Here is a 14538-nt window from a genome sequence, read left to right on the forward strand (position 1 = left end):
CTTGCGGCAGAACAGAAGCCGCAGGCGGCGACCCAGTAGGTGCCCGCGCGATCGAACCAGCTCGGTAAAGCCCTCCGGTGCAGTTCAACGACTCGACAGGCACCACGGAGCCCGCACGACACGCGACCTGCCTTGAGTTCGCGAGCGGAGCCGAAGACCCCCCCCCAGAACCTTGAGACTCCCGGGACACGAGCGGAGAAGATAACCGCGTTTACTGCGCGTCGCCCATGGACTACCGCATCCGCGGATTTGACCTACTCAGTTGATCGAGCAGGGCATTGACTTGACCGAACGCACCAGACACCCTTGGAGGAACTCTGGCTCACCGACGGTCAATCCGGGGGCCCGGTGCAACAGCTGGTCGATGATCTCGCGAATCTGCATCTTGGCCACGAAGTTGCCGAGGCAGTAGTGGGCACCACCGCCGCCAAATCCCTGGTGCGGGTTCGGGTCGCGAGTGATATCGAGTTCGTGTGGATTGACGAAGACCGATTCGTCCCTATTGCCCGACGAGTACACGAGAACAACCCAGTCACCCTCGCGCAGTTCGTGTCCGGCCAACACCGTGTCACGCGTGACGGTACGCCGGAATGTCATCACCGGGGAGGCGAAGCGGATGAACTCCTCGACCGCGGTGCCGATGTGGGCATCGAAATCGGAGAGCAGCAGTTCACGTTGGGCCGGGTAGTCCGACAACGCCTTGATCGACAGCGTCGTGGTGTTACGGGTGGTGTCGTTGCCGGCCACTGACAACAGCACGAAGAAGGCCGCAATCTCGTCATCGGTCAGCCCGGTCCCGTCGATCTCGGCGTTCACCAGTGCGGTCATCAGATCGTCGCGCGGTTCGAGGCGCCGGCGGGCAGCAAATTCCATACCCATCGACAGCAGCGTGACGAGGGCACCGTTGAGTAACTCCATCGGCTGCCGCCCGTTGGCGACGTCTTCGTCGTTCCACGCCACCATCTCCTCGGCTGCCGCAGCCGCGTCTTTCCGCAACGACTCCTCGAGACCGAGCATCTCGTACACCGTCCACATCGGCAGACGCTTGGAGACGAGCTCGACGAAGTTGCCACCGCCGGCCTCGATGAGACCATCGACGATGGCGCTGGCCTGGGCCCGGATCTGGTCGTGGATCAAGGCCACTCGTTTGGGGGTGAATGCCGACGACACCAGACGACGGATGCGCTTGTGCTTGGGATCATCCATTCCCAGAAAAGAACTGGCTGCCTCCACGAGATCTTCGGGCATGTCCTCCATCGTCACGCCCTGCGCGGAGCTGTAGGTCGCCGGATCGAGACTCACCGCCCGGATCAACTCGTGCGAGGTGGCCGCCCACACCCCGTCGACCTCGGGAACGAGGAGTCCGCCCTGCATCGGCGCATGCCACGACAGCGGACGCTCCGCCCGGAGCACACCGAAGACCTTCTCCCGCTCCTCGGCGGTCGTCGACCAGAAGGACAGCTCGGAAATGCTGAGTGGATCGTAGGTTCGGATGTCGGCTACGTGCATGTCGTGGACCTCTCATGTGATGGAACTGCGAGAGGACGACACCGCAGCGCCCAGTGGGCCACACCGAAATCACCTCGCAGAAGTGAGCCAGGTCTCAAACATAACCTAGATTACATTTCATGTCATCCCCCTGTCCGAAATCCACGGCGAACCCGGGCCCGGGCATCAAGTCGATTCGGCCTCAACCCATCTCGATCACGCTCACACCCGCCACCAGGCACACGATCCCGAACCACATCACCGGCGTCAGCGGCTCACGGAGGAATCGCCAGCTCAGCAGCGTGGTGGCGACCACACCCAGGGCGGTCCAGAGCGCATAGGCGACCCCCAGTTCGAAGCCGCAGCGCAGGGCGCCGGCGAACAGGGCAAAGGCAAGTCCGTAGCCGAGGACCACGGCGATCAGCCATCGCCACCTGCCCGACCCCGACGACAGGCGTGGGAGCGACATGGTGGCAGCCACCTCGGTCACGATGGCGCCCAGCAGCAGTGCCCAGGCCATCGGGCTCACCGGGCTTCGTCGCCGCGACGCGCGCCGAGTTCGATCGCCAGCACACCCACGACCACCAGTGCCAACCCCCACAGCTTCGGTGCGGTGAGTCGTTCACCGTAGATCAGCGCCGAGGCCATCGCGGTGGCCGCGACACCGGATGCGCCCCAGACGCCGTAGGCAACCCCCAGCAGCATCCCGCGCCGCAGGGCCAGCGTCAGGAACGCAAATGAACCGGCAAAGCCCACCGCGACAACGCCGTACAGCGCCGGATGGTGCGCGGCGATCGGCAGCGACATCGATGCCGACACCTCGGTGAGGATCGCCGCCACCAGGAGCACCGCTGCCGGCGTCGCGTGGAGCGCCCGCGCGGTGTGTGCGCGGAGCACTACAGGTCGAGGACGAGACGAGCGCTCGCGGCGCGCGAAACGCACACCATCATGCAGTCGTTGCATGCTCGTTCCTCATCTGTCAGCACGACGTCCCGATGATCGGGCTCGCCGTCGAGAACCGACACCTCACACGTACCGCACGTGCCGTCCCCGCAGGACGAGTCGACGTCGACACCGTGCTCGGCGAGTGCCTGCAGAATCGACGTCTCCGGACCGACGGTGACCGTCATATCGCTCGCACTGAGATACACCTCGAAGTCGTCGGCGCGTACCGGAGCGGTGAGTTCGCCGGCCTCGAAGCGTTCTAGCCGTAAGCCGGCTCCATCCCATTGCGCGGCAGCCGACTCCAGGGCGGCGAGCAAGCGTTGCGGTCCGCAGGCATAGACGAGGGTGTCCGGCCCGGGCACACCGAGCAGCTCCTGGATCGAGGCGGTACCGAGATCGTCCTTCGGCCAGAGTGTCACCGCATCCCCGAGGTCGGCCAGCCGGTCGGCGAAGGCCATCGTCGATCTCGAGCGGCCGAGATACACCAACCGCCACGGCACACCGCGTCGCTGCGCCGCAGCGATCATCGGCAGCATCGGGGTGATACCGATACCACCGGCGACGAAGAGGTATCGACCGGCCTCGTCGAATCGAAAGTGGTTGCGCGGCTTCTTGATCTGGACAGCTGATCCCGTCAGCACCGCCTCGTGCAGATACCGACTGCCACCCCTGCCGTTCGGGTCGCGCAACACCGCGATCTCGTAGACGTCGCGCCGAGCCGGATCGGAACACAGGGAGAACTGGCGGGTCGTGCCGTCGGCGACGACCACGTCGATGTGGGCGCCCGGTTCCCATTCGGGCAACCATGCGCCGCCCGCCGACAACGTCAGGCCGACGACGTCGTCGGCGACTAGCTCCCGGCGCACCACCCGCACTTCGAGGGTGTCTGCGCCCGCGGTCGAGTCCGAGCGCTGTTGTGCATCATCGTGTTCGACAGCGGTCATTCGGTTCTCCTCGGCACTGGTGGCGTGATCACCGCGGACGTGGGGCGCTGACGCGGATCGGCAGCGAGACGAGCGATCGGATGACCGCGTTCTCGGCATAGTGTGGTTCATACCCGGGCACTGCGGTGATCTCGTCGATCCGATCGATCAAGTGCTCCAGCGCTATCCGCGCCTCCACCCGTGACAGGTTGGCGCCGAGGCAGAAGTGGATCCCCTTACCGAAGGTCAGGTGCTCCTTGGCATCGGCCCGCTCGATATCGAATCGTTCTGCGTCGGCGAATGTTTCGGCGTCGCGGTTGGCGGCTCCGGCCAACACCAGCAGCCGCGAGCCCTTGGGTACCGGGCAGCCGCCGACTTCGGTGTCCTCGAGCGCCCTGCGAACGCTCCCCTGCACGGGCGCCTCCATACGCAGCGCTTCCTCGATGGCCCCGGGAATCAGACTCCGGTCCGCGCGCAGCTTCTCGAACTGATCCGGATGTTGCACCAGCAGCGACATCAGCGACCCGAGCAGATTGACCGTGGTCTCGTTGCCCGCCACCAGCGTGACGTACCCGATGGCGAGGATTTCCTCGGTGGACAGCCCGCGCTCACCGTCTATCGACGCCTCCACCAGCGTGGTGAGAAAGTCGTCGCGAGGGTGCGCACGGCGATCCTCCACGTGGACTTGCAGATAGTCGAGCAACTCGTTGAGCGAGGCCTGACATTCGGCGGATCGCTCCGGGGTCAACTGCCCGCCGAGCACCTCGGCGGCGTCGTCGGACCAACGCCGGAAGAGGTCGAGATCGTCATGGGACACGCCCAGGAAGTCCGCGATCACGGTCAACGGCAGAGGCCGCGCGAAGGCCTCGATGAACTCGATGTTGCCGTCGGCGGCGAAGTTGTCGATGAGATCGTCGACGAGTGCGTGCATCTGCGGCTCGATGGCTTTGACCCGCCGGGGAGCGAAGGCCTTGGCCACCAGCGCACGAAATCGGGTATGCGAGGGCGGATCGTTGGTGAGCAGCGTCCGGACGATGCGGTGCCCCTGCCCCTCGGTGGCCACCGGCGCGGTCATCAGCTCCTTCTGCCGCAGTCCCGGCCCCGCCTTGGACGAGAAGACCGACGGCTGGGCGAGCACGTCACGACAGTCGGCGTGGCGGGTCACCAAGAACACGTCGTCGTCGTCGAGTTTGTGTACCGAGTCCTCGGCGCGCATCTGCGCATAGTGTGGATACGGGCACTTGATCGTGTCCGCCTCGAAGAACTTGTCCATCGTTGCGTTACCTTCCTCGGGCAATGGTGAGAGCTGAAAAGACTTGTACGAGAGCCGAACCTGCGGCAGTCATGGCCGCTCGCCGCCGGTACCGAACGTGAGGACCACGCGCCCGTCGACGGTTCGGGAGCGCAGCGCGTCGATACCCGCACCGATGTCGTCGGCCGGCAGGACAACCGCGACCGGCGGGGTCAGTCGCCCGGCATCGAGCAACGCGTGCAGCCGAATCCAGGACCGCTCGACGATCTCCGGACGCTGGAGAGCCAGACGGCCGATGTGCACCCCGCACACCGAGATCGAGCGCTGCCAGAGCAGGGGTAGCTTCAGCCGTTGGGGCGCCTCGCCCGACGAGGCGCCGATGGTGACCAGCCGACCGAGCGGGGCCAGGGCACGCGCGGTCGCGTCGAACACCTCACCGCCAACCGATTCCAGCGCCACGTCGACACCAGCCCCGGCGGTGAGTTCGGCGACCATGTCCGAAATACCCGCATAGTCCGACACCGCGCTCACCCCGGCCTCGATCACGCTGTGCCGACGTGCCTCGCTGCCCGCGGTCGCCGCGATGACCTCGACACCCGAGAGGACCGCGAGTTCCACCGCACACCGACCGACCCCGCCGGCGGCGGCATTGACCAGCAGCGACTCGCCCGGTACCAGCCTCCCCACCTCGAAGAGGCCGAGATCGGCGGTCACGAACGAGGTGGTGACGGTCGCAGCCTGAATATCGGTCAGTGTCGCCGGGGTGCGCCGCAGGTGGTGATCGGCGACCGGGACGTAGTCGGCGAATGCAGCCGGAGCGGGAAGGAAGCCGAATACCCTTTCGCCGGTGCGGAACTCAGAGCCCGCCCCGGCCTCGACCACCGTGCCCGCGAACTCGTGTCCGGCGACGAAGGGCGGATCGGGCAGCTGCCCGGCGTACTCGCCGCGCATCTGCAGGACATCGCTCCACGCGAGTGCCGCGGCCGCCACCGCGACCACCACCCCGTGTGCCGGTGCGACCGGATCGGGGAGGTCTTCCCACCGGCTGGTGAGTCCTCCCGGTCCCGACCGCACCACGAACGCTTTCACCTCAGCGACCCCAGGGCGCCAACAGCTGGGTGTAGTCCTTGCCGGTCACGGCGCCGACGGTGAGCGTTGCCCCGTGACCCACACCGTCGGTGGCGATACCCCACTGTTCGGTGGTGTCGCCGACGTGGAACAGCCCAGCCACGGTGGGGTGTTTCACCGGCAGTCGGCGGTCACCGAGTTGTCCGGGTGAGATCGACATGCCGTACATATCCTTGGCGCGCGTGAAATAGCCCCACTCGTAGACCTCGTCCCACTGCGGGTACTGGGCGCGGAAGAAGTCGTAGATGCGCTCGATGAGGGTCTCGATCAGTTCGTCGTTGTTGATCTCCGACGGACCGAAGGGATTCTCGGGGTAGAGCGAAATCCAGGTGTTCAGCAGGCATTTGCCCTCCGGCGCACGACTCGGGTCGGCCTCGCTGGTCTGCTCGAAGGAGAAGATGGAGGCACCGCCGATGACACCGAGGTCCTCGGTTCCGGGCAGACGACGGATGCTGAAGTCGCCGGCCCTCCCGTCGCCGGTCTCGATCGGTTCGGACAGGCCGATGAATCCCAGCAGACCCGCCAGCGGGAACTGGGTCTTGATCCGCTGGCGAAAGTCCAGCGGCCAGTACTTGTCGGGTAGCACCCGCCCCAGGTGGCGGATCGGCACGTTGTTGATGACCACCGGCGCACGCAGTTCCCGTTCCTGACCGTCGGGGTCGCGATACCGCACGCCGACGGCCACGTTGTTCTCCACGAGGATCTCGCGGACCGGACTGTTCGTGCGGATCTCGCCACCGTTCTCCACGATCACCTCGGCGAAGACGTCGGCGGCGTTCTTGAACCCACCGGTGACCACCCCGCCGCCACCACCCTTCTGAAAGTGCGTGCCCGCCATGTTGTTCATGTTGTTGACCCGGATGATCTCCCCCGCCGACACGGTGGCCGGATCGTTCAAACCGGCCGAGTAGCAACCCATCAGCCCGTAGTAGTCGATGACCCGTTGGTCGGAGGTCACCGACTCCAGGAATGCCTGATAGTCGATGTGGTCGTAGGCGTGTGAGTCCTCTTTGGAGATGCGCGAGGTGTACTGCGCAACACGTCGGCGCTCCTGCTGCGATTCCTTGGGCCAGTCGGCGACGATGTCGCTGAGTTGCCGGAAGCCGCCGTTCTCGTAGTAGAGGAATCCCACCGTCGGCGAGACGGGGATCTTCTTTCCCAGAGCGGTGGCCAACTGGGAGAATCGATTTCGTGGACCGAGTGACATCTGGTGCCACCCGGTGTCGACGATCCACTTTCGGAACAGCTGGTGCTTGTCGACGATGCTGGAGAAGTCGGGATCGCTGTAGACGATCTTGGAGTGACCGCAGGCGGCCAGACTCGTCTTGAACTCGTCCTCGGTGATGTCGGGGTTGTGTGCATACCCGTAGGACATGATCTTTCCGCCGATGTCGGCGTTGCGCTCGAGCACGACGACACGTTTGCCCTCGAGTTTGGTCAGCAGCGCGGCCGAGATCAGGCCGCCGAGTCCCGACCCCACCACGATCACCTCGGGTGCGACCTCAGAGTTGCTCATTTCGTTGATGCTCCTTGCATTTTCGGTGGACGACGTATTTTCGGTGGGCGACCCGACTTCTCGTATCCGATCGGGCGCATGACTGGTGGGAGGCTTCTCAGGTCTGTTCTTGACAGGCGATGACACCGCGCAGATTCGCCCCGTTGCGCAGATCCGCAAAGCCCTCGTTGATCGCCGACAGCGGGTAGCGCGCGCTGATCTGCGAGTCGAGGTCGAGGTGCCCGTCGCGGTAGAGGCCGAGCAGCTTCGGGATCTCGATGTTCGGGTTGGCCGAACCCGACAGCGATCCGACGATCTGCTTCTCGCGCATCGTCAGGTCGAACAGGTTGAGCTGCAACGGCTGTGGACCGGCAGCGGCGAGACTGCACAGGACGATCCGGCCCCGACGCCCCGTCATCCGCAGGATCGGCTGCAGCGCGTCACCGCGGGCGACGTCCATCGTGACGATCACCCGCTGACACAACCGGCCGTTGGTCGTCGCCTTGACCATCGGGTAGCCGGTGTCGAAGTTCTCCGCCACATGCGTCGCCCCGAACGACAGTGCCAGTTCACGTTTGCTCGCCAACGGATCGATCGCGAAGATCCTTCGAGCGCCGGCGAACCGGGCCGCCTGGATAGCGTTCACGCCGACCCCGCCCACACCGACGACCAGCACGTCGTCGCCGGGTTCGATGCCCGAGGCATGGGTCACCGCTCCCCATCCGGTGATCACCGCACAGCTGACCAGACTGGCGCGATCGAGCGGGATGTCGTCGTCAATGCGTACGCACTGAGCCTCGGAGATGACGCTGTGTCGGGCGAAGGTCCCCAACAAGCACATCAGTGCCAGATCCTGCCCACGGGCGACATGTCGGGAGCGTTGATCGAACAACTGCATACCCGAACCCATCACGCCGAGGCGATCGCACTGGTTCTGGAATCCGGAGGCGCAGGAGGGGCAGAAGCCACAGGAGGGCACCGAGGAGAAGACGACGTGATCGCCGACGGCCACCCTGGTGACGCCGGGACCGACCGCCTCGACCACGCCCGCGCCCTCATGCCCGCCGATGATCGGCAGAGCCGACGGCAGCGTGCCCTTGTCGAGTCCCGCATCGGAGTGGCAGAGCCCGGTGGCCTCGATCCGGACGAGCACCTCACCCTGCAGCGGTGCGGCCAGCTCGATGTCTTCCACGCTCCACCCGGCACCGCGCTCCCACAGGACCGCCGCCTGCGTCTGCATCAGAACGACCTCGGCATTCCGAGGCTCTCGGCGATGAAGTTGCGCGACATCTCGCTGGTGATCGGTGCGATCCGCCACAGCCGTGCGTCACGCCAATAGCGTTGCATGTCGGTCTCGGCCGAGTAGCCCATGCCGCCGAGGAGTTGCAACCCGATGTCGGCGGCCGACACGGCGTACTCCGAGGCGATCATCTTGGCCATCGTCGCTTCCTTGGCAGCGGGCTTGCCCTGGGCCATCAACCAGGCCGCGTGCATCGAGACGAGTTCACTGATGTGACGCCACGATGCGATGTCGACCACCTTGTGCTGCAGCGACTGGAAGTGTTCGATGCTGCGGCCGAACGCCTCGCGCTCGTGCAGGTATCGCAGGCTGTCCTCCAGGATTCCGTCGAGAACGCCGGTCGCGCAGGACGACAGCAGCGTCTTGTCGGCGTTGAGGCCGGCCACCATTCCCTTCCATCCCTTGCCGCGCGGGCCGATGATGTTCTCTGCGGGCACCCGCACGTCGTCGAGGAACACCTCGTAGGAGGCCAGCGACCGGACCCCGAGCTTGGGGATGTGGCGCAGCTCGATGCCGGGCGTGGTGCGGGGGACGAGGATCAGATTGGTGCCCGCGATTCCGTTGTCGGTGACGTTGCCGGCCAGCACCACCAGGTAGTCGGCGTCACCGGCGCCCGTGGACCAGACCTTCTGGCCATTGATCACCCACTCGCCGCCGTCGAGACGCGCCGTGGTGCGCAGGGCGCCGAGGATGTCGGTACCGCCGCCCGGCTCGGTGACCGCGATGGCAAAGATGATCTGTCCCTTGGCCATCTGCGGCAGCAGGGTGTTCTTCTGTTCCTCCGACCCGGCGGCGAGCAGGGTCATCGTGCCGCCGATGGCGGGAGCCAGCCAGGTGGCGACAAGTCCGCCGAGGTTGCGCGCCATTTCCCGCGCCCCGATGGCCTGGGTGATGATGGTGCCGCCCTGCCCGCCGTACACCTCGGGTATCCCGATTCCGTGGAAACCGGCGTCGGACAGGTCATTCCACAGCTCTCGGGGAAAGAGTTGGTCACTGGCCTCCAGCGCCCGCGCACGCTCCTTGGGCCAGAACTTCTCGACCCACTCACGAGCGTTTTCGCGCCATGCCTGGTCGGTGTCGGACAGGGTGAAGTCCATCATTACCTCTCTTGATCTTGCCGAAAACCATTCCCCGGCACAGTGCGTCGACCCGCGGGGAGGGGTTTCCTCAGTACGACTTGGGTAGACCGAGCTTCTTCTCGGCGATGTAGCACTTGATGAGTTCGGGGCTGACCGGGGCGATGTTGGTCAGCTTGACCTCTCGCCAGAGCCGCTCGATGTGGTACTCCTTGGCGTAGCTGTAGCCGCCGAGAACCTGCATGGCGCGGTCGGCGGCCTGGAATCCCGCTTCGCCGGCGAGCAGTTTGGCCACGTTGGCCTCGGCTCCACACTCGCGCCCCTGGTCGTAGAGCGCCGCGCCTCGCAGCACCATCAACCAGGTGGCCTCCAGTCGCGCAAAGCTGTCGGCGAGCGGAAAGGCGACACCCTGGTTCTGTCCGATCGGACGCCCGAAAACCTTGCGTTCCTTGGCATAGTCGACCGCCAGGTGCAATGCGGCACGACCGATACCGAGGGCTTCGGCGGAGACGAGCAGCCGCTCGGGATTGAGTCCGTCGAGCAGCAGCCGGAAGCCGCGCCCCTCCGGTCCGACTCGGTCGGTGTCGGGAACAACAAGGTCGTCGATGAACAACTCGTTGGAGTCCACTGCCGCACGACCGAGCTTCTCGATCTCCTTGACCTCGATGTGGGATCGGTCGAGGTCGGTGAAGAACAGGGTGAGTCCGGCATCCTTGGGTTCGTCCGGCTCGGCGTCGCGAGTCCTGGTGAGCAGCAGGATCTTCTGGGCGACCTGGGCGGTACTGATCCACACCTTGCGACCGTTGATTCGCCAGTTCTCGCCGTCGCGGACGGCGCGCGTGCGCAGGCTCGTGGTGTCCAGACCCGAGTCCGGCTCGCTGACACCGAAGGCGACCTTCATCCGGCCGTCGACGATGGCGGGCAGGTCGCGGGCTTTCATCTCCTCCGAGCCATGCTTGACCACCACGTTGGTGCCGAAGACGTTCATGTGCACCGCACTGGCCGCACTCAGGCCACCACCGCGCGCAATCGCCTCCATCATCACCACGGCTTCGGAGATGCCCATCCCCGCTCCGCCGTACTGGGACGGCATGGCCAGTCCGAGCCAGCCCTGTGCGGCGGCGAAATCGAAGAACTCGTGGGGGAACTCTGCCTGCTTGTCGATCTCGCGCCAGTAGTCCAGCCCGAACTTGCTCATCCCGGCGTCGACAGCGGATCGGATGTCGAGGGCGAACTCGCTGAGATCGCCCACCACCGGTGGTGCTGAGTTGGTCATCTGTTGGGTCTCCTTGTCATGCAGGAATAGTCGTCAGGCCCGAATGGTCGGGTGAGATCACGCGTGGGTGTCCGACGCCGACGCGAGCCGGGGGACACCAATCCCTGATCCGGTGCGCTGCACCAGACTTCGGCCAGGACGAGCCTGTACGGTCTCGGCGACGTGCCCGGCAGCGATGAAGGCGTCGATGTCCACGCCGGTGGCCACCCCCGCCCGCTCGAGCAGCACGACGATGTCCTCGCCGGCGATGTTGCCGGTCTCACCGACGTGGTTTTGGTCCACCGTGGACGGCTCACCGCCGATGCCGCCCAGGCAGGCATCGACGCAGTGGGCCCCGGCCGCCACCGCCGCCCAGGTGTTGGCGATCCCGGTGCCACGCGTGTCGTGGAAATGGGCGATCAACCCGACATCGGTGAACTCCTCGCGTGCCCTGCGGGTATACGCGCCGACCCGGATCGGGTCGGCGACGCCGGTGGTATCGCTGAGCATCAGTCGATCGACGCCCAGGGACACCAGCCGGCGCGCGATGGAGAACACGGCGTCCTCGCCGACCTCGCCCACAATCGGGCAACCATAGGCGGTGGCGACCGCGGTCACCGTCTGCAACCCGGCCCGGCGGGCGAGGTCGATCATCTGCTCGATCTGTGCGAACTGCTCGCGGTGATCCTTCTTGAGGTTGGCGATGTTGTGCGCCTCGGACGCGGAGATGGGGAATCCGATGGCCGTGATGCCACCGCCCAGTTCGTCGCGCAGCGCGATGGCGCGTTCGACGCCGCGTACGTTCGGAGTGAGGACGCGAGTCCGAACATCCTTGTCACGCAGGAACTCCAGGATCTCCCGGGCGTCGGCGAACTGCGGGGCATAGCGGGCGGGCACCAGCGAGGTCGCATCGATCTCGTCGACGCCGGCGTCGACGACTGCCTCGAGCACGGCGATCTTGTCGGATGTGGAAATGACCTCCGGCCACGACTGCAATCCGTCTCGCGGCCAGCACTCGCAGTAGGCCACCTGGCGTGGACTCACGACTGCCGCCGTCCCCAGACCGGTTCCCGCTTCTCGGCGAAGGCGGCGACCCCTTCGGCGGCATCGTCGGTCGTGGTGGCCACGCTCAGCGTGGCGTGCAGCAGCGGCAACGCCGATTCCGCCGGGGCGCCGAGTGTCTGATAGAAGCTGCTGCGCCCCAGGCGAATCGCCGAGGGAGACCGGCTGGCGAGCAATGCCGCCATCTCCTCGACGGTGCGATCGAGGTCGCCGGCGCGTACCACGGTGTTGACGAAGCCCAGCCGGGCGGCCTCGTCTGCGGGGACGCGCCGCCCGGTCATCATCAGTTCGAGGGCGATCTTCGGCGGCATCGACCTGGTCAACGGCACGGTGATCATGTACGGCCACAAGCCGATTGCCACTTCCGGGGCGCCGAAGGTGGCATCGTCGGAGGCGATGACGATGTCGCACGACATCGCCAGGCCGAACCCGCCGGCCAGCGCGTAGCCACGGACTTTGGCGATGGTGGGAATCCCAGCGCCCCACAGGGTGGTGAACAGCTCGGCCAGGTGACCCCGACCGGCATGCGCCACTTCGGGATCCACGTCCTGTCCACGCAGGCCTCCGAGATCGGCTCCCGAGCAGAATGCCTTGTCGCCGCTGCCGGTCAGCACGAGCACCCGCACCTCGCGATCGGCCTTGGCGCGCAGAACCCCGTCGCGCAGGCCCGCGAGAGTCTCGAAACTCATGGCATTGCGCCGTTGTGGCCGATCGATCGTCAGCGTCGCCACATGCCCGTCGCGGCGGTAGCACACATCACCCACACCCCGATCACCCAGACCGGGCTCGGCCAGTTCGTCCGTCACCGAGACCTCCTCGAAGCTCGTCATGTGGCCCTCACGTTAACCTAGTGAGTATTCACTAGACAAGTCCTATCGCATCCGAACTGCCTTGTTGACCAACCCTTCCATCTGAAGAGCGCCAGTTCTTGAAGATCTAGTGAGTATTCACTTATGGTACGAAGGAGTACCGCTCATTCGAGGGATCACTGCCCTCCACCCCCTGCACACCCCAAGATCGGACCGTGAAGCATGACTGATTCGGAAACATTTGACGCCATCGTTATCGGCGCGGGACTGGGCGGCCTCAGTGTCGCGGCACTGCTCGCCCAGAAGGAGGGCAAGCGAGTGCTCGTCCTCGAGCGCGAGAACGGGATCGGCGGACGCATCCACCACTATCGAGGCGACGAGATCCGCACACCGGAGGACTACCTCGGTCCGCTGCGGGCCTCCACCGGCTGGCTGGTTGACGCGCAACCGCCACTGGAGGAGATGATCGAGCGGGGACTGCTGTCGGGATTCTCCTTCGAGCTCGGCATGCACGACATCGTCAACGGCGCCCACTCGCGGATGTGTCACATTCTCGAAGCACTCGGTGTGCCGGTGGAAGTGGTGCCGCTCAAGGCATGCGGATTCTGGAGCGGCGGCGAGCTACACACCTTGCAGCGCGGGAGCTTTCCCTGGTTCGACGACGACGAATACGCCGCCATGCGCCGCATCCTGCGGGAGATGCTGACCATGCCGATCGAAGAGGTGCGCAGCTACTACCGCGACTCCTTGAAAGAGTTCGTCGAGGCACGCTCGTCGGAACCGACGGTGATCGAATTCTTCAACATCCTCGGCGCCTTCACCGTCGGGATGAACTCCGCCCGCGAGTTGTCGGCGGGAGAGTTCATGCTGATCACCCGGATGCCCATGGCCGCCGGCCTACACTTCGCGGACGGCACGCTCGGACAGATGGGCGGCGACAGCTTCATGGAGATGGCGGGCAACCTCGCCGGAATCATCACCGCCGGCGGTGGCGAGGTCCGAACCGGGCAGACGGTCGGGTCGATCCTGGTCGAGGGCGGCAGGGCGGTCGGCGTCGAACTCCCCGGCGGGCAACCTCGCACGATCCGCGCCGACATCGTGGTGTCCAACGTCCCGATCCCACTCACCCTCGATCGGCTGCTGCCGTCGGCCGCGGTACCAACGGACTTCGCCGACCACGTCAAAGGCCTGCGCTCGAGTGGCGCGTTCGTGCCGATCTTCGGGTTGTCGAGGTCGGTCATCGACATCCCGGGAATGCTCATGACCCACATCCCGATCGACGATCCGGCCTACCCGGACGGAATCGTTCTCGGATACGAGGCACATTCGCTGTTCGTCGAGGGAAAGGCACCCTCGGGCAAGGAGATCATCGAATGCTGGGTGGGCGTGGACACCGAGCAGCTCGCCGAGCTGCGGGCCTCGGGCAAGATCGACCTGGCCAAGGAAGCCATTCGCACCTTCTTCTCCACCGCGCATCCCGGCTTCGACGAAGCGCTCGAGTGGGCGCTGTACCCCGCCTTCGACATGGTCGTCTCGGTGGCGCCGACACCCGAACAGGCCTGGGACTCGATGCTCGATCCGAAATGCCCGGGCGTGGAAGGCTTGTTCTTCGTCGGCGACTCGGTCAAGAACTACGGAGGCTTCATGGACGGCGTCGCCTACGGAGCGCTGCTGTGCACCTCGGAGATCACCGGCAAGGACTACCTCGGCGAGGTGCTGCCCGCATTCCAGCGTGAGATGACACCAGCCTTGGAGCAGATCGCCCCGGCCCACTGAGACGGTTGCGATATGGGTCGGGGGCGCAT

13 protein-coding genes are annotated in these 14538 nt (G+C 65.6%); 1 reads left to right on the plus strand and 12 read right to left on the minus strand.

All coding sequences use genetic code 11. The features are described 5' to 3' along the window. Positions 1 to 258 precede the first annotated feature (258 nt). The 12 genes from J6U32_RS26685 to J6U32_RS26740 form a co-directional block, all read right to left on the minus strand. A complete protein-coding gene (locus J6U32_RS26685) occupies positions 259 to 1509 on the minus strand; it encodes a cytochrome P450 (RefSeq protein WP_208792913.1) in 1251 nt (416 codons plus the stop codon). Between the two features lie 181 nt (positions 1510 to 1690). Continuing rightward, positions 1691 to 2008, minus strand: coding sequence for a DMT family transporter (locus tag J6U32_RS26690; protein ID WP_208792914.1), 318 nt, complete (start codon positions 2006 to 2008; stop codon positions 1691 to 1693). 5 nt (positions 2009 to 2013) lie between these two features. Beyond that, positions 2014 to 2385: a DMT family transporter gene (locus J6U32_RS27605; protein ID WP_338836747.1), complete on the minus strand. Its 372-nt coding sequence runs from the start codon at positions 2383 to 2385 to the stop codon at positions 2014 to 2016. After that, on the minus strand, positions 2385 to 3377 hold the full coding sequence (locus J6U32_RS26700; protein ID WP_208792916.1) for a PDR/VanB family oxidoreductase: 993 nt from the start codon (positions 3375 to 3377) through the stop codon (positions 2385 to 2387). Before J6U32_RS26700 ends, J6U32_RS27605 begins: the two co-directional genes overlap by 1 nt. Positions 3378 to 3405: 28 nt before the next feature. Then, the gene (locus J6U32_RS26705; RefSeq protein WP_208792917.1) at positions 3406 to 4629 is read right to left on the minus strand and encodes a cytochrome P450; all 1224 of its coding nucleotides are present in this window, start codon (positions 4627 to 4629) and stop codon (positions 3406 to 3408) included. 69 nt (positions 4630 to 4698) lie between these two features. After that, positions 4699 to 5697: a zinc-binding dehydrogenase gene (locus J6U32_RS26710; RefSeq protein ID WP_208792918.1), complete on the minus strand. Its 999-nt coding sequence runs from the start codon at positions 5695 to 5697 to the stop codon at positions 4699 to 4701. 1 nt (position 5698) lies between these two features. Further along, positions 5699 to 7252: a phytoene desaturase family protein gene (locus J6U32_RS26715; protein WP_208792919.1), complete on the minus strand. Its 1554-nt coding sequence runs from the start codon at positions 7250 to 7252 to the stop codon at positions 5699 to 5701. Positions 7253 to 7349: 97 nt separating this feature from the next. Beyond that, positions 7350 to 8471 (minus strand): Zn-dependent alcohol dehydrogenase, encoded by a 1122-nt coding sequence (locus tag J6U32_RS26720; RefSeq protein WP_208792920.1) that lies wholly within the window; start codon positions 8469 to 8471, stop codon positions 7350 to 7352. After that, positions 8471 to 9631: an acyl-CoA dehydrogenase family protein gene (locus J6U32_RS26725; protein WP_244332415.1), complete on the minus strand. Its 1161-nt coding sequence runs from the start codon at positions 9629 to 9631 to the stop codon at positions 8471 to 8473. The genes J6U32_RS26720 and J6U32_RS26725 overlap by 1 nt, the downstream gene beginning before the upstream one ends. A 67-nt stretch (positions 9632 to 9698) precedes the next feature. After that, entirely contained in the window at positions 9699 to 10883 is a 1185-nt protein-coding gene (locus tag J6U32_RS26730; RefSeq protein WP_244332417.1) for an acyl-CoA dehydrogenase family protein, read from the minus strand. A gap of 57 nt (positions 10884 to 10940) precedes the next feature. Then, a complete protein-coding gene (locus J6U32_RS26735) occupies positions 10941 to 11906 on the minus strand; it encodes a hydroxymethylglutaryl-CoA lyase (RefSeq protein ID WP_208792921.1) in 966 nt (321 codons plus the stop codon). Beyond that, positions 11903 to 12754, minus strand: a complete 852-nt coding sequence (locus J6U32_RS26740; protein ID WP_208792922.1) for an enoyl-CoA hydratase/isomerase family protein — start codon at positions 12752 to 12754, stop codon at positions 11903 to 11905. The genes J6U32_RS26735 and J6U32_RS26740 overlap by 4 nt, the downstream gene beginning before the upstream one ends. Positions 12755 to 12955: 201 nt before the next feature. Between J6U32_RS26740 and J6U32_RS26745 the strand changes: the two genes are divergently transcribed. Continuing rightward, positions 12956 to 14509, plus strand: a complete 1554-nt coding sequence (locus J6U32_RS26745) for a phytoene desaturase family protein (protein WP_208792923.1) — start codon at positions 12956 to 12958, stop codon at positions 14507 to 14509. The last annotated feature ends 29 nt before the right edge of the window (positions 14510 to 14538 follow it).

The sequence above is a fragment of the Gordonia polyisoprenivorans genome (genome assembly GCF_017654315.1).
In the GTDB taxonomy this organism is placed as follows: Bacteria; Actinomycetota; Actinomycetes; order Mycobacteriales; family Mycobacteriaceae; genus Gordonia; species Gordonia polyisoprenivorans_A.

Bases quoted from the DNA above. Each gene is read 5' to 3' on its own strand.
- J6U32_RS26685 (WP_208792913.1), bottom strand. From the start codon at position 1,509: ATGCACGTAGCCGACATCCGAACCTACGATCCACTCAGCATTTCCGAG.
- J6U32_RS26690 (WP_208792914.1), bottom strand. From the start codon at position 2,008: ATGGCCTGGGCACTGCTGCTGGGCGCCATCGTGACCGAGGTGGCTGCC.
- J6U32_RS26700 (WP_208792916.1), bottom strand. From the start codon at position 3,377: ATGACCGCTGTCGAACACGATGATGCACAACAGCGCTCGGACTCGACC.
- J6U32_RS26705 (WP_208792917.1), bottom strand. From the start codon at position 4,629: ATGGACAAGTTCTTCGAGGCGGACACGATCAAGTGCCCGTATCCACAC.
- J6U32_RS26715 (WP_208792919.1), bottom strand. From the start codon at position 7,252: ATGAGCAACTCTGAGGTCGCACCCGAGGTGATCGTGGTGGGGTCGGGA.
- J6U32_RS26720 (WP_208792920.1), bottom strand. From the start codon at position 8,471: ATGCAGACGCAGGCGGCGGTCCTGTGGGAGCGCGGTGCCGGGTGGAGC.
- J6U32_RS26725 (WP_244332415.1), bottom strand. From the start codon at position 9,631: ATGATGGACTTCACCCTGTCCGACACCGACCAGGCATGGCGCGAAAAC.
- J6U32_RS26730 (WP_244332417.1), bottom strand. From the start codon at position 10,883: ATGACCAACTCAGCACCACCGGTGGTGGGCGATCTCAGCGAGTTCGCC.
- J6U32_RS26740 (WP_208792922.1), bottom strand. From the start codon at position 12,754: ATGACGAGCTTCGAGGAGGTCTCGGTGACGGACGAACTGGCCGAGCCC.
- J6U32_RS26745 (WP_208792923.1), top strand. From the start codon at position 12,956: ATGACTGATTCGGAAACATTTGACGCCATCGTTATCGGCGCGGGACTG.